We start from the raw sequence: 22,764 nt of genomic DNA, 5'->3' as shown, positions 1-22,764 counted from the left end.
CGTACGCGCTCAAGCGCGACGCCGGATCGACGACACGTTCGCGGCCTTCCACGGTGGCGGTTGCCTGCCTTCGGGCAGTCCGGCGGGAGGCAGCATGAGATTCGACAAAGTCCTCGTCGCGAACCGCGGCGAAATCGCCTGCCGCGTGATCCGCACGCTGAAGCGGCTCGGGATCGCGTCGGTCGCGATCTACTCCGACGCCGACCGCGACGCGCGCCATGTGGCGCTCGCCGACGAAGCCGTGCGCGTCGGCCCCGCGCCGGCGGCCGACAGCTACCTGAACGTCGCGGCAATTCTCGCCGCCGCGCGCGAGACCGGCGCGCAAGCCGTGCACCCCGGCTACGGCTTCCTGTCCGAGCACGCCGGTTTCGCCGACGCGTGCGAAGCCGCGGGCCTGCGCTTCATCGGGCCGCGCGGCGACCAGATGCGCGCGTTCGGGCTCAAGCACACCGCGCGCGAACTCGCCGCCGCGCAGGGCGTCGCGCTGCTGCCGGGTACGGGCCTGCTCGACGATGCGCGGACGGCACGCGCCGAAGCCGACGCGATCGGCTATCCGGTGATGCTGAAAAGCACCGCGGGCGGCGGCGGGATCGGCATGTCCCTGTGCCGCGACGCCGCGCAGCTCGAAGCGGCGTTCGATTCCGTCGTGCGGCTCGGCACAGCGAATTTCGCGCATGCGGGCGTGTATCTCGAGAAATTCGTCGAGCACGCGCGCCACATCGAAGTGCAGATCTTCGGCGACGGCCGCGGCGGTGCGATCGCGCTCGGCGAACGCGATTGCTCGGTCCAGCGCCGCAACCAGAAAGTGATCGAGGAAACCCCCGCGCCGGGCCTGACCGACGAAGAGCGCGCCGCGCTGCACGCGAGCGCGGTGCGGCTCGCCCGCGCGGTGCGCTATGCGTCGGCCGGCACGGTCGAATTCGTGTTCGACGCCACGACGCGCCAGTTCTATTTCCTCGAGGTGAACACGCGGCTGCAGGTCGAGCATTGCGTGACCGAAGCAGTGACGGGCATCGATCTCGTGGAATGGATGATCCTGCAGGCGGAGGGCGATCTGCCGCCGCTCGACACGCTCGCCGTTGCACCGCGCGGCGCGAGCATCCAGGTGCGGATCTATGCCGAGGACCCGCACAAGCAGTTCCTGCCGAGCGCGGGGCTGCTGACGCACGTCGCGTTTCCGGACAACGTGCGCGTCGACGGATGGATCGACGCGGGCACCGAGATCAGCGCGTACTACGATCCGCTGCTCGCGAAGCTGATCGTGCATGGCGATACGCGTCGCGACGCGCTGGCCGCGCTGCGGCGCGCACTGGCGCGCACCGAGCTGTACGGCATCGAGACCAACCTCGACTATCTGCGCGCGATTGCCGGGTCGGACACGTTCGCGCGCGGCGCATCGACGACGGCCTTCCTGTCGCGCTTCGCGTTCGCGCCGCACACGATCGACGTACTCGACGGCGGCGTGCAGACCACCGTGCAGCAGGCGCCGGGGCGCGTCGGCTACTGGAACGTCGGCGTGCCGCCGTCCGGGCCGATGGACGATCGCGCGTTCGCGCTCGCGAACGCGCTGCTCGGCAATGCGCGCGACGCGGCCGGGCTGGAGTTCACGATGGTCGGCGCGACGCTGCGCTTCAACGCCGAGACGCTCTTCGTGCTCGGCGGCGCACCGCTCGCGGCATCGCTCGACGGCGCACCGGCACCGTTCTGGCAGGTGCTGCGCGCGGGGCCCGGCGCGGTGCTGAAGCTGGGCGGCGTGACGGGCGCCGGCGTGCGTGCGTGCCTGGCCGTGAAAGGCGGGCTGCAGGTGCCCGACTATCTCGGCAGCAAGGCGACCTTCACGCTCGGCCAGTTCGGCGGCCATGCCGGGCGTGCGCTGCGCAAGGGCGACGTGCTGCATCTGGACGCGCAAGCCGGGCGCGGCGAACCGGGCGCAGCGCTGGCCGCGGCCGACATTCCCGCTCTCACGCACGCGTGGACGCTCGGCGTGCTCGACGGCCCGCACGGTGCGCCGGATTTCTTCACGCCGGACGACATCGCGATGCTGTACCGCACGCAGTGGACGGTCCATTACAACTCGAGCCGCACCGGCATCCGGCTGATCGGCCCGAAGCCGCAATGGGCCCGCCCGGACGGCGGCGAGGCCGGCCTGCATCCGTCGAACATCCACGACAACGCGTATGCGATCGGCGCGGTCGATTTCACCGGCGACATGCCGGTGATCCTGGGCCCGGACGGCCCGAGCCTCGGCGGCTTCGTGTGTCCGGTGACGGTCGTGCAGGACGAGTTGTGGAAGCTCGGGCAATTGCGGCCCGGCGATACCGTGCAGTTCGTGCGCGCCCGTGTGTCGGCCGGGCCGGCCACCGGCGCGGTTGCGCGCGCGGCACCGGGCAGCGCGCCGGACGCGCCGGACGATTGCGTGCTGCATCGCGACCCGTCGGCCGGCGGCGGCATCGGCGTGGTCTACCGGCGCTCGGGCGACCGGAATGTGCTGGTGGAATACGGCCCGCTCGTGCTCGACCTGAACCTGCGTTTTCGCGTGCATGCGCTGATGTGCTGGCTCGATGCGCATCGTCTGCCCGGCATGCTCGACCTGACGCCGGGCATTCGTTCGCTCCAGGTGCAGTTCGATGCGCGGACGCTGCCGCTCGACACGCTGCTCGCGCATCTGCAGGCGGCCGAACGCGCATTGCCGGACGTCGCCGACATGCGCGTGCCGAACCGCATCGTGCATCTGCCGCTGTCGTGGGACGATCCGTCGACGCGTGTCGCGATCGAGCGCTACATGCAGTCGGTACGGCCCGATGCGCCGTGGTGCCCGAGCAATATCGAGTTCATCCGGCGGATCAACGGCCTGGCCGGCATCGACGACGTGAAGCGCATCGTGTTCGACGCCCGCTATCTGGTGCTGGGGCTCGGCGACGTGTACCTCGGTGCGCCCGTCGCGACGCCGATCGATCCGCGCCACCGGCTCGTCACCACGAAGTACAACCCCGCGCGCACGTGGACGCCGGAGAACGCCGTCGGCATCGGCGGCGCGTATCTGTGCGTGTACGGGATGGAGGGGCCCGGCGGGTACCAGTTCGTCGGCCGCACCGTCCAGATGTGGAATCGTCACCGGACCACGCGGGAGTTCGAAGCCGGCAAGCCGTGGCTGCTGCGCTTCTTCGACGAGATTCGCTTCTACGAGGTCAGCGAGGCGGAACTGGCGGACCTGCGCGCGGATTTCGTCGCGGGGCGCGCCGGGCTGAAGATCGAGGAATCGGTGTTCGATCTCGGCGAATACAACCGTTTCCTGCGCGACGAGGCGGATTCGATCGCCGCATTCAAGGCGTCGCAGCAGGCGGCGTTCGACGCGGAGCGAGAACGGTGGCGGGCGGCCGGGCATGCCGAATACGTCGGCGACGCGGCACAAGGCGATGCGGACGGCGCGCGGGAGACCGAGGCGCTGGCCGATACGCAGCGCGCGATTGCCGCGGACGTGTCGGGCAGCGTGTGGAAGGTGCTGGTCGAAGCCGGCGAGCGCGTGACCGAGGGGCAGGTCGTCGCGATCGTCGAGTCGATGAAGATGGAGGTCGCGGTGACGGCGACGGAAGACGGCACGATCGAGACGATCGATTGCGCGCCGGGCGCGGCGGTGGTCGCCGGCCAGCGGCTGATGGTGATGCAGGCGGGCGCCGCCGAGGAGGTCGCATGAGCACGACGGAACGTTCGATCGTGCCCGGTGTGCGCTCGATCGCCGCGCTGCGGGCGCGCTATGCGGCGGGCGACCTGACGCCGCATGCGCTCGTCGACGCGATCGCCGCGCATTTTGCCGCGGGCGATCCGCATCATGCGTGGATCAGGCCGCTGACGCAGGCCGAGATGACGGCCCATGCCGACGCGCTGGCCGGGCGCGACCCCGCGTCGTTGCCGCTGTACGGCGTGCCGTTCGCGATCAAGGACAACATCGACCTCGCCGGCATCCCGACGACGGCAGCGTGCCCGGCCTACGCGTACACGCCGGCACGCAGCGCGCCCGTCGTCGAACGGCTGATCGCGGCCGGCGCGATCCCGATCGGCAAGACCAACCTCGACCAGTTCGCGACCGGGTTGTCGGGCCAGCGCTCGCCTTATGGCGCGTGCCGCAATGCGCTCGATCCGCGCCAGGCGTCGGGCGGTTCGAGCTCCGGATCGGCGGTGGCCGTGGCGCTCGGTGTCGCGTCGTTTTCGCTGGGGACCGACACGGCCGGTTCCGGGCGCGTGCCGGCTGCGTTCCACGGGCTCGTCGGGCTCAAGCCGAGCAAGGGCGTGTTGAGCACGCTCGGCGTCGTGCCGGCCTGCCGGTCGCTCGATTGCGTGTCGGTGTTCGCGCATTCGGCGGCCGATGCGCGCGCGGTGTTCGCCGCCGCGCACGGCGTGACCGACGGCGATCCGTACGGGCGCGCATGGCAGCCGCTGCTGGGCACGGACGGCCTTCGCGCGCAACCGGCGCGAACGTTCGGGCAGTTGCGCTTCGGCACGCCGCGCGTCGATCAGCTGCAATTCTTCGGCGACGAATCGTATGGCGCGGCATGGCGCGCCGCGCTCGCGCGCCTGCGCGCGACCGGCGCGCGCATCGTCGAGATCGATTTCAGCCCGTTCCTGGCCGCCGCGCGGCTGCTTTACGAAGGCCCGTGGGTTGCCGAACGGCTCGCCGCGATCGGTGCGTTCGCCGCGCGGGAACCGGACGCGTTGCACCCGGTGATCCGCGAGATCGTCGGCGGCGCGTCGCGCTTCAGCGCGGCCGATGCGTTCGCCGCGTTCGACACGCTCGCGACGCTGCGTGTCGAGGCCGGCCGTGCTTGGGACGGACTGGACGCGATCGTCATGCCGACGTCGCCGACGACGGCGACCGTCGACGAACTCGAAGCCGACCCGATCGGCGTCAATTCGCGTTTCGGCTACTACACGAACTTCGTCAACCTGCTCGACCTGTCGGCAATCGCGGTGCCCGCCGGCCGCTGCGAAACCGGGCGGCATGCGGGGTTGCCGTTCGGCATCACGTTCGTCGGGCGTGCGCACGACGACGCGCGGCTGCTCGATCTTGCGCAGGCGTGGTGCGACGCGGGCGAACGCGACAGCGGCGAGGAGGGCGGCTTGCGGGCGGAAGTCGCAGGCGACGCGGGAGCAACCAAAGCACCGGCGCTCGCCGCGTCATCCGGCGTCGTGCGCGTGGCGGTCGTCGGCGCGCATCTGCAAGGCGAACCGCTGAACTGGCAGCTCACGCAGCGTGGCGCGCGTTTCGTCGCCGCGACGACGACGGCGAGCGCCTATCGCCTCTACGCGCTCGCCGCGGCGGCATCCGGCGGTGTCGCCAAGCCGGGCCTCGTGCGTGTGCCGGACAGCGGCGCATCGATCGCGGTCGAGATCTGGGAGATGCCGGTGGACGCTTACGGCAGCTTCGTCGCGGGCATTGCCGACCCGCTCGGCATCGGCACGCTGACGCTCGCGGACGGCTCTCGCGTGCAGGGTTTCCTGTGCGAAAGCACGGCGCTCGACGGTGCGCGGGACATCACGCACTTCGGCGGCTGGCGTGCGTACCGTGCGAGCGTCGCGGATGACGAGCGCGGCGCGTGCGCATCGCAATGAACGTCCGGTCGCGCGGCGCTCCGGCGTCCGCGCGACCGGCACCTGAAACGATACGGAGATTTTCATGCCAACGACCCGCAACACGACCGAATGGCTTGCCGTGCGCCGCGAGCTGACGACCCGCGGCAAATGGACGCTCGGCGTGGCGTCCTTCCTGCTGCCGTTCGCCGTCTGGTGTCTGATCAGTTACGTGCCGTTCATATGGCATCCGCAAATGCGCATCACGAACCCGGGCAGCGTCGACTATTTCCAGACCGGCATGCAGATCGACCGCGACGTGTTCGACGACGAACTCGCCCATGCGCGTGCGACGCACGCGGCCGTGCCCGAAGGCGTGCGTGCGAACCCGGTTTACCTGCCCGCGCCGCACCAGGTGCTGCGCGCGTTCTACACCGCGTTCACGACCCCGCCGGCATCGCGCGACGGCGTCTGGCTGCACGAGAGCCTGTGGCACAGCATCCGGATCATCTTCTGGGGCTTCGTGATCTCGTCCGCGATCGGCGTGCCGCTCGGCATCGTGTGCGGCACCTTCAGCGTGCTCGCGCGGCTGCAGGAGCCGTTCCTGGAGTTCTTCCGCTACCTGCCCGCACCGGCGTTCGGCGCGCTGATGGTCGCGATCCTCGGCATCTACGATGCGCCGAAGGTCGCGATCATCGTGATCGGCACGCTGTTCCAGCAAGTGCTGATCGTCGCGAACACGACGCGCAAGCTCGAATACGGGCTGTTCGAGGCCGCGATGACGCTCGGCACGAAGAAGCTGAAGCTGCTCACGCACGTCGTGATCCCCGGCGTGCTGCCGGACCTGTATCGCGACCAGCGCATCCTGCTCGGCTGGGCGTGGACCTACCTGATCGTCGCCGAACTCGTCGGCACGAGCTCGGGCATCACGTGGTACATCAGCCAGCAGGCGCGCTATCAGCATTTCGACAACGTGTATGCGGCGATCCTGATGATCGGGATCATCGGCCTCGGCACCGACATCGTGCTCGGGCTGCTCGGCCGCCGGCTGTTTCCGTGGGATCGCACGCTCAAAGCGTGACGCCCGTTGCCGCACTCCCATCGACCGATTTCCGCAGAGGCCATCATGCAGAACCCGCAAGCCGTTCCCGATTACCTGATGCAGTCCGACGCGGTGCGCGAGCGCTTCGCGCGCATGAAAACCCGCGACGTGATCCTCGACGTGCGTCATGTCGGCAAGCGTTTCGCGACACCGCAGGGCGAGTGCGTCGCACTCGACGACATCAGTTTCCGTACGTACCGGCGCGAATTCGTGTGCGTGATCGGCCCGTCCGGTTGCGGCAAGTCGACGCTGATCCGCATCCTCGCGGGCCTCGACGCGCAGACGAGCGGCGAGGTGCTGCTCGACGGCAAGCCGGTGCAGGGGCCGGGCGCCGATCGCGGGATGGTGTTCCAGGGCTATACGCTGTTTCCGTGGCTCACCGTGAAGAAGAACGTGATGTTCGGCCTGCGGATGAACGGCAGCAGCAGCGGCCAGGCCGAGCGCGAAGCGCTGCAGTGGCTCGATCTCGTCGGGCTGACGCGGTTCGCGGATGTCTATCCGCACCAGTTGTCGGGCGGGATGAAGCAGCGCGTGGCGATTGCCCGCGCGCTCGCGAACCGCCCGCGCATCCTGCTGATGGACGAGCCGTTCGGCGCACTCGACGCGCAGACGCGCGCGCGGATGCAGACGCACCTGCTCGACATCTGGCGCAACATCGACGTGACGATCCTGTTCATCACGCACGATCTCGACGAGGCGATCTTTCTGGCGGACCGGATTCTCGTGCTGAAGGCGAACCCGGGCGCGGTGCAGGAACTGATCGAAGTGCCCGTGCCACGGCCGCGCGACTATGCGCAGGTCAATACGCCCGAGTTCATCGCGACGAAGGCGCGGCTCGAGGCGCTGATCCATCCGAAGGAGGCGGTGGCGCTGGACGACGGTGTGAGGCCGCACATGATCCGCATGACGGACGTGTCGGACAACGTCGAATGAGGCGTGAGGAAAATGGCCGCGCATGCGCACCGCATGCCGCTGCTGCGCCGAGAAAAGCACAGCGCGGCATGGTTTGGCGCGGCCGAGGAGGGCGTCAGTCGATCCCGCCCTGGCACACGTACTTGATCGACAGGTAATCGTCGAGGCCGTAGCGCGAGCCTTCGCGGCCGTAGCCCGATTCCTTCACGCCGCCGAACGGTGCGGCCTCGCTCGCGAGTGCGCCCTCGTTGATACCGACGATGCCGGTTTCGAGCCGCGCCGACACGCGCGCGATGCGGCGCACGTCCTGCGTGTAGAAATACGCTGCGAGCCCGAACGGCGTGTCGTTCGCCGCGTTGACGGCGTCTTCCTCGGTCTCGAACGGAAACAGCGCGGCAACCGGCCCGAAGGTTTCCTCGCAGGTCAGCTGCATGTCGGCGGTGGCATCGGCGAGCACCGTCGGCGCGTAGTAGTTCGGCCCGAGTTCGGGCATGCGCTTGCCGCCCGTGAGGACGCGTGCGCCGCGCTCGATGGCGTCACCGACGTGGCGTGCGATCTTGTCGACCGCGCGCGCGTTGATCATCGGGCCGATCTGCGCGGCCGGGTCGGTTGCCGGCGCGACCTTCAGCGCGGCCACGCGCGCGGCGAGCTTCGCGGCGAACGCATCGTACACGCCGGCCTGCACGTACACGCGGTTCGGCGACACGCAAGTCTGCCCGCCGTTGCGGAACTTGGCGGCCATCAGCCCGTCGACCGCCGCGTCGAGCTCGGCATCGTCGAACACGATGAACGGCGCATTGCCGCCGAGTTCCAGCGACAGCTTCTTCAGCGTCGCGGCCGATTCGCGCGCGAGCAGCTTGCCGACGGGCGTCGATCCGGTGAACGTGATCTTGCGCACGCGGCCGTCGGCGAGCCAGTCGGCCACGGCCTGCACACCGCGTTCGCGCGACGCGGAGATCAGGTTCAGCACGCCAGGCGGCACGCCGGCTTCCTGCGCGAGAAAGGCGAGCGCGAGCGCGGTGAGCGGCGTGTCCTCCGCCGGCTTCGCGACGACGGTGCAGCCGGCCGCGAGCGCGGGCGCGATCTTGCGCGCGATCATCGCGAGCGGGAAATTCCACGGCGTGATCGCGGCGACGATGCCGATCGGCTCCTTGACCGCGCTCAGCCGCTTGCCGCGCTGCTGCTGCGGAATCAGGTCGCCGTAGGTGCGCGTCGCTTCTTCCGCGAACCACAGCACGTAGGACGCGCCGTATGCGACTTCACCGCGCGCTTCGGCGAGCGGCTTGCCCTGTTCGCGCGACATCAGCTTCGCGAGATCGTCGGTGTGCGCGACGATCGCCGCGTGCCACGCACGCAGGATCGCGGCGCGTTCGCGAGCGGGCGTCGCGCGCCATGCCGGCAGTGCGCGTGCGGCCGCGTCGGTGGCGGCGCGCGCGTCGGCGGCACCGCTGTCGGGGGCGTGCGCGAAGGTCTCGAGCGTCGCCGGATCGGCGACGGCGAAGCGGGCGCCGTCGAGCGCATCGCGCCACGTGCCGTCGATCAGGTTGGCGGTGCGCAGCAGTTCGGTACGGGACAGTGTAAGCGGCATGACAGGTCCTTGGATGAAGCGGCTCGGCGGCGGCGCGGGCGTACGGCTACCCCGCGCGGCCGGCACGCTGCCGCGTTCGAGGGGGCGCACGCCGTGCGTCAGTGCCGTTCGCCGAACAGCGATTCGAGCGGGTAGTGCCGTTTGACGAACGGCGATTTGATGATCACGTAACTGAAATACTTCTCGATGCCGATGTTCTGCTCGAGCAGCCCTTCGACGATCGTCTGGTAATGGCTCACGCTGCGCGTGATGAACTTCAGCAGGTAGTCGTAGCCGCCGCTCGCCAGGTGGCACTCGACGATCTCGTCGACGTTGCGGATCGCCGCGACGAAGCGGTCGAAATCCTCGCGGCGGTGGTCGGCGAGCGTGACCTCGGTGAACACGACCTGCACGTCGCCGAGCTTCTCGAGCTGGATGTGCGCGCCGTAGCCGCCGATGTAGCCGGCCTTCTCGAGCCGCTTCACACGGATCAGGCACGGGCTGGGCGACAGCCCGACCGCATCGGCCAGTTCGACGTTGGTCATGCGGCCGCGTTTTTGCAACTGGGAGAGGATGCGCAGGTCGATGCGATCCAGCTTGCTGTCCGTCATGTTCGCGTGAGAGGGAAAAATGGAATGTCCGGTTACTTTAGAGTCGATCGATAGCCGCCACAAGCCCGGCTTTCCCTTGGGCCGTCACGCCGGCTGCGCGTGCGCGGCGTCGAGCGCGCGCTGCACGCCCGGGTCGGCCAGCACGTCGTCGAGCGTCTTGCGCACGCGTTCGAACATCAGGTCGAACTCGCCGGCCGTGAAGCTCAGCGCCGGCGCGAAACCGAGCACGCCGTCGCCGAACGCGCGAAACACCACGCCGTTCGCGTACGCGGCGGCCGCGATCTTGTCCGGCACGTTCAGCGCCGGGTCGAAGCGCGTCTTGCGCGCCTTGTCGGACACCAGTTCGAGCGCGCCGAGCAGACCGACCGACCGTGCGTCGCCGACGAGCGGATGCGCGCGCAGCGCATCGAGCCCCGCCGCGAAGCGCGGCGCCATCGCCTGGCCGTTCGCGAGCAGCCCGCCTTCGTGATAGAGCTTCAGCACTTCGAGGCCGATCGCCGCGCTGACCGGGTGCGCGGAATACGTATGGCCGTGACCGACCGCGGCCGACTCGGCGCGGCTGCCCGCGATGCCTTCGTAGATTTCGTCGGACATCAGCACCGCGCCCATCGGCGCATAGCCGGCGGTCAAGCCCTTCGCGACGGTCATCAGGTCCGGATCGACCTGCTCGGTCTCGCACGCGAACAGCGGGCCCGTGCGGCCGAAGCCGGTGATCACCTCGTCGGCGACGAACAGGATGCCGAGGCGCCGGCAGGCGTCGCGCATCGCCTTCAGCCAGCCGCGCGGCGGCACGATCACGCCGCCGGAACCCTGCACAGGCTCGCAGAAGAACGCCGCGACGTTGTCCGCGCCGAGTTCCGCGACCTTCGCTTCGAGCGCGGCGACCGACGCGGCGATCAGCGCCTGCGGATCGTCGCCGAGCGGGTGGCGATACGGATAGGGGGACGGAATATGGTGCTGGTCCGCGCGCGGCAGGTCGAAATGGCGATGGAACGCGGGCAGCGCGGTGAGGCCGGCGCCGATCGACGACGAACCGTGATAGCCGCGTTCGAGCGCGATCATGTGCTTTTTCGACGGGCGGCCGGTCGCGTTGAAATAGTGCGTGATGAAGCGGATCGCGGAATCGACCGCATCCGAGCCGCCGAGCGTGAAGTACACGCGGTTCAGCGACGGCGGTGCGAGCGAAGCGAGCCGTTCGGCGAGTTCGATCGCCGGCTGCGAACCGAAATGGAAATAGCCGGTCGCGTAGGGCAGCTTCGCCATTTGCTCGGCGGCGGCCTTCACGACGCTGTCGCGGCCGTAGCCGACGTTCACGCACCACAGGCCCGAGAACGCGTCGAGCAGCGTATGGCCGTCGGCGTCGCGCAGGAACACGCCGTCCGCGGATTCGAGCACCGTGACGCCGCGCGCCTCGTGTGCGCGGTAGTTGACGACGGGGTGGATCAGGTGTTGGCGATCGGCTTCGATCAGCGCGGCTTGGTTCATGGCGGGGCGGGACTCTCGTCGGTTGTCAGCGGTGAGTTCATGCTACCGGGCGAGAAATCCGCATGCGTCTTCAATTTGCCGCCTGAAACGTATGGTCGCGGCGTTTGCACGGGGCGCTTCGGCATTTTCTGCTGCGCGCCCCGCCGGGCCTCGCGAACGCGTCAGTAGCCGCGCGCGCGATCGACGACGCCGATCATCGGCTGTCCCGCGCGATGACGCGCGAGGTTCTCGAGCACGGCGTCGACCGCCGTGTCGGGCCGCGTCGCGCTCGCGATGTGCGGCGTGATGCGAATGCGCGGATGCGTCCAGAACGGGTGGCCGGCCGGCAACGGTTCGGGGTCCGTCACATCGAGGATCGCGCTGTCGAGCCGGCCGCGCTCGAGCGCGGCGAGCAGCGCGGCCGCATCGAGCTGCGGGCCGCGCCCGACTTGCACGAGCGACGCGCCGGCCGGCAGCGCATCGAACACGCGCGCGCCGAGCAGGCCGCGCGTGCTGTCGGTGAGCGGCAGCAGGCAGATCAGGATGTCGGTGCGGGCCAGGAACGCATCGAGCGCCGCATCGCCCGCGTAGCAGTCGATGCCGTCGAGCGTGCGCGGCGTGCGGCTCCAGCCGGCGCACGGAAAACCGAAGCGCCGCAGCGTGTCGAGCACGGCCTGCCCGAGCGTACCGAGCCCGAGCACGCCGATGCGCCGCGACGCGGCCGCGCGCACCGGCTTTTCACCCCACACTTGTGCGCGCTGTTGCGCCGCGTAGTCGAACAGGTCGCGATGGATGGTCAGCACCGCCTGCGTCACGTACTCGACCATCCCCTCGACGATGCCCGGCTCGATCATCCGCACGACCGGGATATGCGCGGGCACCCGCGACAGGTCGAACTGATCGATGCCGGCGCCGACCGAGAACACGACCTCGAGATTCGGGAGCAGCGCGGCCGGGTCGTCCGGCGGCTGCCACGCGGCGAGGTAGCGCACTGCGTGCGGGTCGCCGACGTCCGGCCAGATCCGGAACGCGAGGTCGGGCGCGCGCTGGGCGAAGCGCTGCGCCCATTGCGCGCCGCGCACCGGGTCGGCCTTGTACAGGAAGCTCATCGTGCGTGCCTCAGCCGAGCGCCTGGCTGACGATCGCGAACGTGCGCAGCGCGGGATCGCGTGCGGGCGCCGCGCCGCGCGCCATCGCGACGACGGTATCGACGCGCGGCAGGCCGAGCCCCTGCAGCCAGTCCGACAGCCCGCTGTCGCCCGGCACGTCGAGGCGCACGAACATGCCTTCGTGCAGGGCGAGCCAGTGGCTGATCAGCGCCTGCGCACGCAGTGCGTCCGGGGCGACGACCGGGCCGATCACATGGCCGCGGCCGAAGCGGCGAAACAGCGCGAAGCCGAGCAGTTCGCCGTCGCGATCGAGCGCGATCCCGTTCGCGACGTCGAGCAGCGCATCGATCACCGGATCGCGCGGATAACCGGCCGCGCGCGACGCGAGCGCGGCGAGCCGCGGGCCGTCGTTGGTGCCGAGCGGCCGAAGGCGCTCGCCGGGCGGCAGCGAAATCAGCGGCGGCTGGAATGCGGCGCCCTGGTGCTGATCGATCGTATCGATCGCATTGAATCCGAATTTGACGTACAGCGGTTCGCCCGCCGGCGTCGCATGCAGAAAGATGGTGCGCGTGCCGAGGCTGTCGACCACGCGGGTGAGCAGTTCGCGGCCGATGCCGCGGCCCTGGTGCTCGGGCGACACGATGACCATGCCGAGCGACGCGTGTGTTTCGCCGAAGCGCCATCCCAGCGCGGTACCGACGACGCCGGTTTCGTCCTCGGCGACGAAGCCGCTGCCGAGCTGGAACACGAAGCGCCAGTCGTCGAGCCGGTGCGGCCACTTGACTGCCTCCGACAGCCGATGCGCGGCGGGCAGGTCGGTTTCGGCGAACGGGCGATAGATAAGCCTGCGGGGAGAATTGAGGTCGGACACGCCGGACTCCGGATGGGTGGAAATGACGCTGCCACTGTGCCAGCGGCGACGCGGTGCGGATAGGACGATTCGCTTGTTTTCCGGGTTCGGAGGGCAGCCGTGCGAGATCGATGCAAACCCGCTCGATCGGCGCGGACGAACGCGCATATCGTGCCGGCGCGCGGCGCCGATCCGGCAACTCCTGCTGTGGGAATGCCACTACGATGAAGTCACGGTGTCGCTGCCGCTTGCAGACGAGCCGCATCGGCCGGCAGCCTGCCCGGGTTTTCGCGAGGCTTGCCGGCCGGGCCGGCCGCACCAGCCGGATCGCGCCGCACATCGTGCTGCATCGGCCGGGCAACTCGCGGCGATTGTGCGTTTTGGGCGGCGCCGAACGATGTACGAACGACTTTTTGCCTTGATTCAATTTCGTTGAACCCAGCCCGCCCCCGGCCCTGCCGGGGCTTCACACCGACAGGACGTCACCATGATCCAATTTGAACCGAAGTTCATCACGTTCGACTGCTACGGCACGCTGACCCGCTTCCAGATGGCCGAGCTGGCACGCGAGATTTACGCGGACCGGCTGTCGCCGGCCGCGATGGAGGACTTCGTGCGCGCGTTCGCCGCATATCGGCTCGACGAGGTGCTCGGCGCCTGGAAGCCGTACCGCGACGTCCTCGTCAACGCGATCCGTCGCACCTGCGCGCGGATCGGCGTGACGTTCGACGAAGCCGAGGCCGAGCGTTTCTATCATGCGGTTCCGACCTGGGGCCCGCATCCGGACGTGCCGGCCGGCCTGTCGCGACTCGCGAAGAAGTACAAGCTGGTGATCCTGTCGAACGCAATGGACGAGCAGATCATGAGCAACGTCGACAAGCTCGGCGCGCCGTTCCATGCGGTGTTCACCGCGCAGCAGGCGCAGTCGTACAAGCCGCGGATGCAGGGTTTCGAATACATGTTCGGCAAGCTCGGCTGCAAGCCAGAAGACGTGCTGCACGTATCGTCGAGCCTGCGCTACGACCTGATGACGGCCGAGGATCTCGGCATCAAGCACAAGGCGTTCGTCAATCGCGGCCACGAGCCCGGCACGCCGTTCTACAACTATTACGAAGTGTCGGACATCGGCCAGCTCGCGACGCAGCTCGGGCTGTAACGCGGCCCGCGTCGGCCTGCGTGGCGGGCCGCGTAGTCGTTGCATACGCTGCGCGGCGCGCCGATTTCCGGCCGTCGCTACGCAATCGTCGTTCTTCTGACGAAGGCCGAGCATCCGGTCGGTTCGCATCGCACGATGCGGACAGGCGGCCCGCTCGCGCAGCCCCAGGCCGCGCCGTCGTCGCTCGACGCGAACGCGACGAGCGCCTGCTACCCGGTGCCGGCCCGACGGTCTTGCGCCGTTTGCAGGCCACCGGTGCATCACGTCACCTCCGTCACGCCACGCCGGAACGCTTCCCGTGTGCGCGCCAGCATGCCGGTGCCGGGTCGCCGCACGGAATCACATGCTCGACGGCTCGGCCCGCGTGCGCGCCCGGTTTCCGGTCACGCCGGCCGCCTTCCGGTCCTCACCCAAAGCCGCTTCGATCGCGCGGCAATCTTCCGATTTTTCACGCCCGGGTTCGGTCGCGACCGTCCTCCGCCGACGCATGCCGATGCGACGGCCGGCCGCGGCATCTCGCTCGTTTCGGCCGCCGCGGGCGCGCGGGCGCGCTTTCGACACAAATGTGCAGTTTGCGCGAGCCAAACGCGCTCCGGATGCCGAACGGGCAATTTTGTCGGTGCAATCTGCGGCGCGCGTCGCTTTACGATTTCCTTCATCGGCACGGCAAGCGCAGTTGCGGCGACACGGCGTCCGCCAAACGGCGATCCGCGCGGTACGCAGCGAATCATGCTGCGCGGGTGGCCCAAAACGGTCGATTCGTATCGTGCGGGCGGCCCGAATCGCGACAAACCGCATTTTGGCGGTGCTTAAATGAATTGCATGCGCACGACGTTGCACCCGCGACCAGCACGCGGATGCGGCGAAATTGAAGAACCACGCTGGACCCCGTGACCCACTTTCTACAGTCAGGAGCAGTTCGGATGAGCGACGATATCGACAACGGCGGCGGCAACAACGGCTTCACGCGCCGCGACATGATGCGGGTCATGGCGGCGAGCGGCATGATGGCAGCCGGCGCCGGCGGGCTGCTGGTCAATCCGCGGACGGCCTTCGCCGCACCCGCCCCGAAGCGCGGCGGCAAGATCCGGGTTGCGAACGAATCGAGCTCGACGGCCGACACGCTCGACCCGGCCAAGGGCTCGACGGGCGCCGACTACATCCGCTTCTTCATGTTCTACAGCGGCCTCACGCAGCTGGATCAAAGCCTCACGCCGCAGATGAACCTGGCCGAGTCGCTGCATACGACCGACGCGAAGACGTGGGTCATCAAGCTGCGCAAGGGCGTCACGTTCCACGACGGGAAGCCGGTCACGCCGGCCGACGTGGTGTTTTCGCTGATGCGTCACAAGAATCCGGCCACCGCGTCGAAGGTCAAGACGCTCGCCGACCAGTTCGCGGACGCGAAGGCGAGCGGCCCGGACGAAGTCACGCTCACGCTCGTCAGCGCAAACGCCGATCTGCCGGTGATCCTCGCGACGCCGCAGCTCGTGATCTGCAAGGACGGCACGACCGACTTCGCGGCCGGCGTCGGCTGCGGCCCGTACAAGCTGAAGTCGTTCAAGCCGGGCGTGTCGACCGTCGGCGTGCGCAACGACAGCTACTTCAAGCCGGGCATGCCGTATCTCGACGAGATCGAACTGATCGGCATCACCGACAGCGCCGCGCGCCTGAACGCGCTGCTGTCGGGCGACGTGCACCTGATCAACGCGATCGACCCGCGCTCGACGCAGCGGGTCGCGTCCACGCCCGGCTATGCGCTGAAGGAAACCAAGTCGGGGCTCTATACCGATCTGATCATGCGCAGCGAAAACCCGATCACCGCGAATCCGGATTTCGTCGAAGGCATGAAATACCTGTTCGATCGCGAGCAGATCCGCTCGGCGGTGTTCCGCGGCTACGCGGTAATCGGCAACGACCAGCCGATCCCGCCCGGACATCGCTACTTCAACGCGGCGCTGCCGCAGCGGCCGCACGATCCGGACAAGGCGAAGTTCCTGCTCCAGAAGGCCGGTGCGCTCGGCACCGCGCTGCCGCCGATCTATGCGACGTCGGACGCGAACGGCTCGATCGAGATGGCCGTGCTGCTGCAGCAGGCCGGCCAGAAAATCGGCCTCAACCTGCAGGTGAACCGCGTGTCGGCCGACGGCTACTGGTCGAACCACTGGATGAAGCATCCGCTCGGCTTCGGCAACATCAACCCGCGCTCGAGCGCCGACGTGCTGTTCACGCAGTTCTTCAAATCCGATGCGCCGTGGAACGAATCGGGCTGGAAGAACGCGAAGTTCGACCAGTTGCTGCTCGCCGCGCGCTCGGAGACCGACGATGCGAAGCGCAAGCAGATGTATGGCGACATGCAGACGATCGTCTCGCAGCAGGGCAGGGTCGGCATTCCGGCATTCATCAGCTTCCTGGACGGCTACGACAAGCGCGTCGGCGGCCTGGGTTCGATTCCGACCGGCGGGATGATGGGCTTCATGTTCGCCGAGCACGTGTGGTGGAACGCTTGACGCCATCGCGTGCCGATGCCGCGCAGCCGGGGCGGTGGCCCGCACCGGCTGTGCGCGACCTTTCCCGGAGTGCCGCTTCATGAATCGAATCCTGCTTGGAATGATCGGCCGGCGCATCGCGGTCACCGCGCTGACGCTGCTGATCGTGTCCGCGATCATCTTCACGATCACGAACCTGCTGCCGGGCGATGCCGCGCAGGCCGCGCTCGGCCAGTCGGCGACGCCCGAGACGGTCGCCGCGCTGCGCCAGCAGTTCGGCCTCGACATGCCGGCGCACGTGCGCTACCTGCACTGGCTCACGGGCTTGCTGCACGGCGATTTCGGCCGTTCGCTGTCGGGCGACATGCCGGTGTCGGAGATGATCGGTGGGCGCCTGCCGAAGTCGCTCGCGCTCGCGGCGATCACGACCGCCGTGTCGGTGCCGATCGCGCTGCTGCTCGGGATACTCGCGGCAGTCAAGCGCGAGTCGGTGGTCGACCGCGCGATCAGCCTCGGCACGCTGTCGCTCGTCGCGACGCCGGAATTCCTGATCGCGACCGTCGCGGTGCTCGTGTTCGCGGTGAAGCTGCGCTGGCTGTCCGCGCTGTCGTATAGCGGGCCGATCGAAAGCTTTCACGATTTCCTGCGCGCCTATGCGATGCCGGTGCTCACGCTGTGCGCGGTCGTGATCGCGCAGATGGCGCGGATGACGCGCGCCGCGGTGATCGAGCAGCTGAGCGCATCGTATGTCGAGATGGCCGTGCTCAAGGGCGCGAGCCCCGCGCGCGTCGTGCTGCGTCATGCGCTGCCGAACGCGATCGGGCCGATCGCCAATGCGGTCGCATTGAGCCTGTCGTATCTGCTCGGCGGCGTGATCGTCGTCGAGACGATCTTCAACTATCCGGGCCTCGCGAGCCTGATGGTCGATGCCGTCGGCAACCGCGATTTCCCGCTGGTTCAGGCCTGCACGCTGATCTTCTGCGTCGCTTACCTGACGCTCGTGCTGTTTGCCGACCTGTGCTCGATCGTGTCGAACCCGAGACTGCGGACCTGAGCGCCCCGTCTTCCTTCCGAGATGCCCCCCATGCACCCGACCGAAACTGTACAACGTAGCAGTGCGCTGCCGCCGTCAGGCGATCCGCAACCCCCGTGGGACGGCGCAACGCCGCCCGCCGCGCCGGCCCCCGACCAGCCGCGCAAGCGGCGCGGCGCCCGCATGGCGCTGACGACGGGCGGCCGCATCGGTCTGGCGATGGTCGCGCTGATGCTGTTCATCGCCGTGTTCGCGCCGCTGCTCGCGCCGCACGACGTCGGCGCGATCGTCACGCAGGACGTGTTCGCGCCGTTCGGCGCGAAGCTGCCGTTCGGCTCGGACTTCCTCGGCCGCGACATGCTGAGCCGGATCCTGTACGGCACGCGGCTGACCGTGCTGCTCGCGCTCGCGGCGGTGCTGCTCGCCGCGCTGACCGGCACGACGCTCGGGCTGCTCGCGACCGTGTCGGGCCGCGCGGTCGACGAGACGATGAGCCGGCTGCTCGACGCGCTCACGTCGATTCCGTCGAAGATGTTCGCGCTGATGTTCGTCGCCGCGTTCGGCTCGTCGCTGCCGCTGCTGGTCCTCACCGCCGCGGTGAGCTACATGCCGGGCTCGTACCGGATCGCGCGTGCGCTGGCCGTGAATATCAGCACGCTCGAATTCGTGCAGGTCGCGCGCGCACGCGGCGAGAGCGCGCTGTACATCGCGTGCGTCGAGATGCTGCCGAACATGATTCACCCGATGCTCGCCGATACCGGGCTGCGCTTCACGTTCGTCGTGCTGCTGCTGAGCGGCCTGAGCTTTCTCGGGCTCGGCGTGCAGCCGCCGTATGCGGACCTCGGCTCGCTCGTGCGCGAGAACATCGCGAGTCTCGGCGACGGCTCGGCCGTCGCGATCATGCCCGCGGTCGCGATCGCGATCCTGACGGTGGGCGTCAACCTGTTGATCGACGGCCTGCCGCATCGCGGCCGCCGCAAGGGCGCGGCCGCGGCTGCGGGAGAACACTGATGCGAGATGAATCGACTCCGCTTGTCGAGGTGCGCGGGCTGCGCGTGGTCGGCGGTCGTCCGGGCGGCGCGGAAACCACGATCGTTCACGACATCGACTTCGACATCGCGCGCGGCGAGGTGCTCGCGCTGATCGGCGAATCGGGCTCCGGCAAGACGACGATCGCGCTGTCGCTGATGGGCCATGCCCGTGCCGGCTGCCGGATCGCCGGCGGCTCGGTGAAGCTCGGCGGCACGGACGTGTGCGCGCTGTCCGCGCAGGCGCTGACCGCCTTGCGCGGCCGCAAGGTCGCGTATATCGCACAGAGCGCGGCTGCCGCGTTCAACCCGTCGCGTACGATCCTCGACCAGGTGATCGAGAGCGCGCTGATCCACCGGACGATGACGAAGCGCGCTGCGCAGGCGAAGGCGGTCGAGCTGTTCCGCGCGCTCGCGCTGCCCGACCCGGAGACGATCGGCAGGCGCTATCCGCACCAGGTGTCGGGCGGCCAACTGCAGCGGCTGATGGCCGCGATGGCGCTGATCACCGATCCGGAGCTGGTGATTCTCGACGAGCCGACCACGGCGCTCGACGTGACCACCCAGATCGACGTATTGCAGGCGTTCAAGAGCGTGATCCGGCGCTACGGGATGAGTGCGGTGTACGTGTCGCACGATCTGGCGGTGGTCGCACAGATGGCCGACCGGATCGTCGTGCTGAGCGACGGCGTGATCCGCGAGGCGGGCGCAACCGAACAGATCCTGCACGCGCCGGCGCACCCGTATACGCAGAGCCTGATCGCGGCGGTAACCCCGGCCGATGCCGAACGCGATGCGAAATCCGCGCCGGCCGAGCCGCTGCCGTTGCTCGACGTGCGCGGCGCGATCGCCGGCTACGGCGGCCGGACCGCGAAAGGCTGGCCCGCGAAGCTGATCCTCCACGAAGTGGACCTGCGCATCGGGCGCGGGCAAACGGTTGGCGTGATCGGCGAATCGGGCTCCGGCAAGACGACGCTCGCGAAGGTGATCGCGGGGCTCGTGCCCGCGACGGCCGGCCAGATCCTGCTCGACGGCGAGCCGCTCGCGCTCGACATCGGCAAGCGCTCCAAGGAGCAGCATCGCCGCGTGCAGATCGTGTTCCAGAATGCGGATACCGCGCTCAATCCCGTCCATACCGTCGAGCGCACGCTGGCGCGGCCGCTCGCGTTCTATCACGGCATCAAGGGCGCGCGTGCGCGGCAGCGCGTCGCGGAACTGCTCGAACTCGTGCGGCTGCCGCCGGCGGTGGCTGCGCGGCGCACCGGCGAGCTGTCGGGTGGGCAGAAGCAGCGCGTGAACCTCGCGCGTGCGCTCGCGGCCGAGCCGGACCTGATCCTGTGCGACGAGGTGACGTCGGCCCTCGACACCGTGGTCGGCGCGGCGATCATGGACCTGCTGCGCGACCTGCAGGCGAAGCTCGGCGTGTCGTACGTGTTCATTACGCACGATATCGCGAAGGTACGCGCGATCAGCGACGACATCGTCGTGCTGTATGCGGGCCGCCGCGTCGAAACCGGCAGCCGCGACGCGCTGTGCGCACCGCCTTATCACCCGTATTCGCATCTGCTCGTGTCGTCCGCGCCGGAGCTGCGCGCCGGCTGGCTCGACGACGCGGCCGAGCGCTGCCACCGTCCGCTGGTGCCGATCGGCGAACGCGAGAACGAGCCTGAGCTGTGTCCGTTCCTGTCGCGCTGCGCGATGCGCGTGGACGGCGTGTGCAACCGGACGGCCCCGTCGCTGCGCACGCTCGGGAACGGCGCGCAGGTGCTGTGCCATCGCAGCGAGGAGGATCTCGCACGCTTCCAGGCGGAGCCGGTGCAGGCGGGCGTCGCGCCGGCGAAGCCGGTGCATCCGTAGCGCGCGCTGCGCGCGTTCGGCGCGGATGCCGGCCCTCCGCATAGTCTGCTGCGGCGGTCGCGAAAAAAGGCGGATTGTGCGCGCGCCGCACGCGAATACGCGGCAACTGCGCTTTTTGACGGTGATTAAATGATTCTCGATGAACGGCCGTCACCGGCATGCAAACGAAGGATCCGATGAAACTCGAATCGTACTGGCTGGATACCCGTCCCGCGTTTCGCGCCGGCAGAGAAGGGCCCGTCGAAGGGCGCGCGGACGTGGTCGTGATCGGCGGCGGCTTCACCGGATTGTCGGCGGCGCTCGCGCTCGCGCAGCGCGGCGTATCGGTGGTCGTGCTCGAGGCCGCCGAAGTGGCCGGTGAAGCGTCGGGCCGCAACGGCGGGCAGTGCAACACCGGCGTCGCCCAGGACTTTGCGTCGCTCGCCGCGCGCATCGGCATCGAGCCCGCGAAGCGGTTCTATCGTGCGTACGAAAGCGCGGTGAAGAGTGTCGAGACGATCGTCACGGCGCACGCGATCGACTGCGACTTCCGGCGTGCGGGCAAGCTGAAGCTTGCCGCGAAACCACAGCATTTCGCGGGACTCGCGAAGACGTTCGACGTGCTGCGGCGCGACGTCGATCCCGACATCGAACTGATCGAACCGTCGAGGATTCGCGACGAAGTCGCGTCCGACGGCTTCTACGGCGGGCTGTTGCAGCGTAACGGCGCGCAGATGCACATGGGCAAGTTCGGCGTCGGGCTCGCGCATGCGGCCGTGCAGGCCGGCGCACGCGTCTACGAGCATGCGGCCGTCACGCAACTCGAGCGGCTCGACGGCGAGCGGCACCGAGTCACCTGTTCGCGCGGCACGATCGTCGCCGATCGCGTGCTGGTCGCGACGGGCGCATCGCAGCACGGCCCGTTCGCATGGTTCCGGCGGCGCATCGCGCCGGTCGGCAGTTTCATCGTCGTCACCGAGCCGCTGCCCGACGCGCAACTGAACCGGTTGTTTCCGCACCGCCGCGCGTACGTGACGTCGCGCCAGATCGGCAACTACTTCCGCGTGACGCCCGACAACCGGCTGCTGTTCGGCGGCCGTGCGCGCTTCGCGATGTCGAGCCCGCGCTCGGACGCGAAAAGCGGCGACATCCTGCGCGCCGGCATGGCCGGCTATTTCCCGGAACTGGCTAACGTACGGCTCGACTACTGCTGGGGCGGACTCGTCGACATCACCGCCGACCGGCTGCCGCGCGCGGGCCAGCACGACGGGCTGTATTACTCGATGGGCTACAGCGGCCACGGTGTGCAGATGTCGGTACACATGGGCCGTGTGATGGCCGACGTGCTGTACGGCGCTGCCGCGTCGAATCCGTGGCGCGAACTCGACTGGCCCGCGATACCCGGCCATTTCGGGCACGCATGGTTTCTGCCGTTCGTCGGTGCGTACTACCGGATGCAGGATTTCCTGCACTGAAGCGGGCGCCGGGGAGGATTCGACATGACAGTGCAATTCATTGGCTCGCCGCGTGTCGCGCGGCCCGTATCGTCGGCGATCGGCGACGTGCTGCGCACGATCGACGCATCGTTCGCGCAGCCGCTGAACCTCGACACGCTCGCCGCGGTGGCCGGCTTGAGCGTGTCGCGTTTCACCGCGCGCTTTCGCAGCGAAACCGGGTTGTCTCCGCACCGGTATCTATGCCTCGTGCGGGTCCGGCGCGCGCAGGACCTGCTGCGCGCCGGTGTCGCGCCGTCGGTCGTCGCGACCGACGTCGGCTTCTTCGACCAGAGCCATCTGTGCCGGCATTTCCGGCGAATGCTCGGGATTACGCCGCGCGATTACGTGGTCGCCCGTGCCGGCGGCGCACAGGCGCGAACGTCGCCCATGCGCGCGTCGTCGACGCGCACGCGCGCCGAACCGCGCGAAGCGACGTGTCACATGGCGTAGGCACCGGCATCGATGGCCTGCCTGCCGGACGATTTCCGGTGGGCGAACCCCGCTTTCCGATATCGCGCGGCGCACTTTCAACGAGACCGCCGCGCA

General features: G+C 69.0%; 18 protein-coding genes. 13 read left to right on the top strand and 5 right to left on the bottom strand.

The features are described 5' to 3' along the window. Positions 1 to 94: 94 nt before the first annotated feature. The 4 genes from uca (at position 95) to WJ16_RS26405 (ending at position 7,600) form a co-directional block, all read left to right on the top strand. Positions 95 to 3,694, top strand: a complete 3,600-nt coding sequence (uca, locus tag WJ16_RS26420) for an urea carboxylase (protein ID WP_069259984.1) — start codon at positions 95 to 97, stop codon at positions 3,692 to 3,694. Then, a complete protein-coding gene (gene atzF, locus WJ16_RS26415) occupies positions 3,691 to 5,607 on the top strand; it encodes an allophanate hydrolase (RefSeq protein WP_069259983.1) in 1,917 nt (638 codons plus the stop codon). The genes uca and atzF overlap by 4 nt, the downstream gene beginning before the upstream one ends. 64 nt (positions 5,608 to 5,671) lie before the next feature. Further along, positions 5,672 to 6,646 carry an ABC transporter permease gene (locus WJ16_RS26410; protein ID WP_069259982.1) on the top strand — a complete coding sequence of 325 codons (975 nt, stop codon included), beginning with the start codon at positions 5,672 to 5,674 and terminating at the stop codon, positions 6,644 to 6,646. A gap of 45 nt (positions 6,647 to 6,691) precedes the next feature. Next, entirely contained in the window at positions 6,692 to 7,600 is a 909-nt protein-coding gene (locus WJ16_RS26405) for an ABC transporter ATP-binding protein (protein WP_069259981.1), read from the top strand. A gap of 94 nt (positions 7,601 to 7,694) precedes the next feature. Here the strand turns inward: WJ16_RS26405 and WJ16_RS26400 are convergent, their stop codons facing one another. The 5 genes from WJ16_RS26400 to WJ16_RS26380 form a co-directional block, all read right to left on the bottom strand. After that, complete coding sequence (locus WJ16_RS26400; RefSeq protein WP_069259980.1) at positions 7,695 to 9,167, bottom strand: NAD-dependent succinate-semialdehyde dehydrogenase; 1,473 nt, start codon at positions 9,165 to 9,167, stop codon at positions 7,695 to 7,697. A gap of 98 nt (positions 9,168 to 9,265) precedes the next feature. Then, positions 9,266 to 9,757: an Lrp/AsnC family transcriptional regulator gene (locus tag WJ16_RS26395; RefSeq protein ID WP_006749694.1), complete on the bottom strand. Its 492-nt coding sequence runs from the start codon at positions 9,755 to 9,757 to the stop codon at positions 9,266 to 9,268. Positions 9,758 to 9,841: 84 nt separating this feature from the next. Next, positions 9,842 to 11,242, bottom strand: coding sequence for an aspartate aminotransferase family protein (locus WJ16_RS26390; protein ID WP_069259979.1), 1,401 nt, complete (start codon positions 11,240 to 11,242; stop codon positions 9,842 to 9,844). A 161-nt stretch (positions 11,243 to 11,403) separates the two neighbouring features. After that, a complete protein-coding gene (locus WJ16_RS26385) occupies positions 11,404 to 12,330 on the bottom strand; it encodes a 2-hydroxyacid dehydrogenase (protein ID WP_069259978.1) in 927 nt (308 codons plus the stop codon). 10 nt (positions 12,331 to 12,340) lie between these two features. Further along, positions 12,341 to 13,201, bottom strand: coding sequence for a GNAT family N-acetyltransferase (locus WJ16_RS26380; RefSeq protein WP_069259977.1), 861 nt, complete (start codon positions 13,199 to 13,201; stop codon positions 12,341 to 12,343). 22 nt (positions 13,202 to 13,223) lie between these two features. Between WJ16_RS26380 and WJ16_RS35065 the strand changes: the two genes are divergently transcribed. The 9 genes from WJ16_RS35065 to WJ16_RS26345 all read left to right on the top strand — a co-directional run bounded on the left by WJ16_RS35065 (position 13,224) and on the right by WJ16_RS26345 (position 22,668). Beyond that, positions 13,224 to 13,616, top strand: a complete 393-nt coding sequence (locus WJ16_RS35065; RefSeq protein ID WP_157126867.1) for a hypothetical protein — start codon at positions 13,224 to 13,226, stop codon at positions 13,614 to 13,616. Between the two features lie 51 nt (positions 13,617 to 13,667). Beyond that, a complete protein-coding gene (locus WJ16_RS26375) occupies positions 13,668 to 14,336 on the top strand; it encodes a haloacid dehalogenase type II (RefSeq protein WP_069259976.1) in 669 nt (222 codons plus the stop codon). Between the two features lie 39 nt (positions 14,337 to 14,375). Further along, complete coding sequence (locus tag WJ16_RS35060; protein WP_157126866.1) at positions 14,376 to 15,149, top strand: hypothetical protein; 774 nt, start codon at positions 14,376 to 14,378, stop codon at positions 15,147 to 15,149. Between the two features lie 110 nt (positions 15,150 to 15,259). Next, positions 15,260 to 16,846 (top strand): ABC transporter substrate-binding protein, encoded by a 1,587-nt coding sequence (locus WJ16_RS26370; protein WP_069259975.1) that lies wholly within the window; start codon positions 15,260 to 15,262, stop codon positions 16,844 to 16,846. A gap of 79 nt (positions 16,847 to 16,925) precedes the next feature. After that, positions 16,926 to 17,879, top strand: coding sequence for an ABC transporter permease (locus WJ16_RS26365; RefSeq protein WP_069259974.1), 954 nt, complete (start codon positions 16,926 to 16,928; stop codon positions 17,877 to 17,879). A 30-nt stretch (positions 17,880 to 17,909) separates the two neighbouring features. Next, a complete protein-coding gene (locus WJ16_RS26360; protein ID WP_069259973.1) occupies positions 17,910 to 18,869 on the top strand; it encodes an ABC transporter permease in 960 nt (319 codons plus the stop codon). Then, positions 18,869 to 20,743 carry an ABC transporter ATP-binding protein gene (locus WJ16_RS26355; protein ID WP_069259972.1) on the top strand — a complete coding sequence of 625 codons (1,875 nt, stop codon included), beginning with the start codon at positions 18,869 to 18,871 and terminating at the stop codon, positions 20,741 to 20,743. Before WJ16_RS26360 ends, WJ16_RS26355 begins: the two co-directional genes overlap by 1 nt. Before the next feature lie 176 nt (positions 20,744 to 20,919). Further along, positions 20,920 to 22,197 (top strand): NAD(P)/FAD-dependent oxidoreductase, encoded by a 1,278-nt coding sequence (locus WJ16_RS26350; RefSeq protein WP_069261143.1) that lies wholly within the window; start codon positions 20,920 to 20,922, stop codon positions 22,195 to 22,197. Positions 22,198 to 22,221: 24 nt separating this feature from the next. Continuing rightward, entirely contained in the window at positions 22,222 to 22,668 is a 447-nt protein-coding gene (locus tag WJ16_RS26345) for a helix-turn-helix domain-containing protein (protein WP_069259971.1), read from the top strand. Positions 22,669 to 22,764 lie beyond the last annotated feature (96 nt).

It is taken from the genome of Burkholderia metallica (assembly GCF_001718555.1).
GTDB classification, from domain to species: Bacteria; Pseudomonadota; Gammaproteobacteria; order Burkholderiales; family Burkholderiaceae; genus Burkholderia; species Burkholderia metallica.
Note: the sequence above shows the minus strand (reverse complement) of the source record. Positions and strands in the feature narration are given on the sequence as shown.

Excerpts from the sequence above, each read along its gene's own strand:
- WJ16_RS26345 (WP_069259971.1), top strand. The coding sequence starts at position 22,222 with ATGACAGTGCAATTCATTGGCTCGCCGCGTGTCGCGCGGCCCGTATCG.
- WJ16_RS26370 (WP_069259975.1), top strand. The coding sequence starts at position 15,260 with ATGAGCGACGATATCGACAACGGCGGCGGCAACAACGGCTTCACGCGC.
- WJ16_RS26405 (WP_069259981.1), top strand. The coding sequence starts at position 6,692 with ATGCAGAACCCGCAAGCCGTTCCCGATTACCTGATGCAGTCCGACGCG.
- WJ16_RS26375 (WP_069259976.1), top strand. The coding sequence starts at position 13,668 with ATGATCCAATTTGAACCGAAGTTCATCACGTTCGACTGCTACGGCACG.
- atzF (WP_069259983.1), top strand. The coding sequence starts at position 3,691 with ATGAGCACGACGGAACGTTCGATCGTGCCCGGTGTGCGCTCGATCGCC.
- WJ16_RS26395 (WP_006749694.1), bottom strand. The coding sequence starts at position 9,757 with ATGACGGACAGCAAGCTGGATCGCATCGACCTGCGCATCCTCTCCCAG.
- WJ16_RS26400 (WP_069259980.1), bottom strand. The coding sequence starts at position 9,167 with ATGCCGCTTACACTGTCCCGTACCGAACTGCTGCGCACCGCCAACCTG.
- WJ16_RS26350 (WP_069261143.1), top strand. The coding sequence starts at position 20,920 with ATGAAACTCGAATCGTACTGGCTGGATACCCGTCCCGCGTTTCGCGCC.
- uca (WP_069259984.1), top strand. The coding sequence starts at position 95 with ATGAGATTCGACAAAGTCCTCGTCGCGAACCGCGGCGAAATCGCCTGC.
- WJ16_RS26410 (WP_069259982.1), top strand. The coding sequence starts at position 5,672 with ATGCCAACGACCCGCAACACGACCGAATGGCTTGCCGTGCGCCGCGAG.
- WJ16_RS26365 (WP_069259974.1), top strand. The coding sequence starts at position 16,926 with ATGAATCGAATCCTGCTTGGAATGATCGGCCGGCGCATCGCGGTCACC.
- WJ16_RS26385 (WP_069259978.1), bottom strand. The coding sequence starts at position 12,330 with ATGAGCTTCCTGTACAAGGCCGACCCGGTGCGCGGCGCGCAATGGGCG.
- WJ16_RS26360 (WP_069259973.1), top strand. The coding sequence starts at position 17,910 with ATGCACCCGACCGAAACTGTACAACGTAGCAGTGCGCTGCCGCCGTCA.
- WJ16_RS35065 (WP_157126867.1), top strand. The coding sequence starts at position 13,224 with ATGACGCTGCCACTGTGCCAGCGGCGACGCGGTGCGGATAGGACGATT.
- WJ16_RS26355 (WP_069259972.1), top strand. The coding sequence starts at position 18,869 with ATGCGAGATGAATCGACTCCGCTTGTCGAGGTGCGCGGGCTGCGCGTG.
- WJ16_RS26390 (WP_069259979.1), bottom strand. The coding sequence starts at position 11,242 with ATGAACCAAGCCGCGCTGATCGAAGCCGATCGCCAACACCTGATCCAC.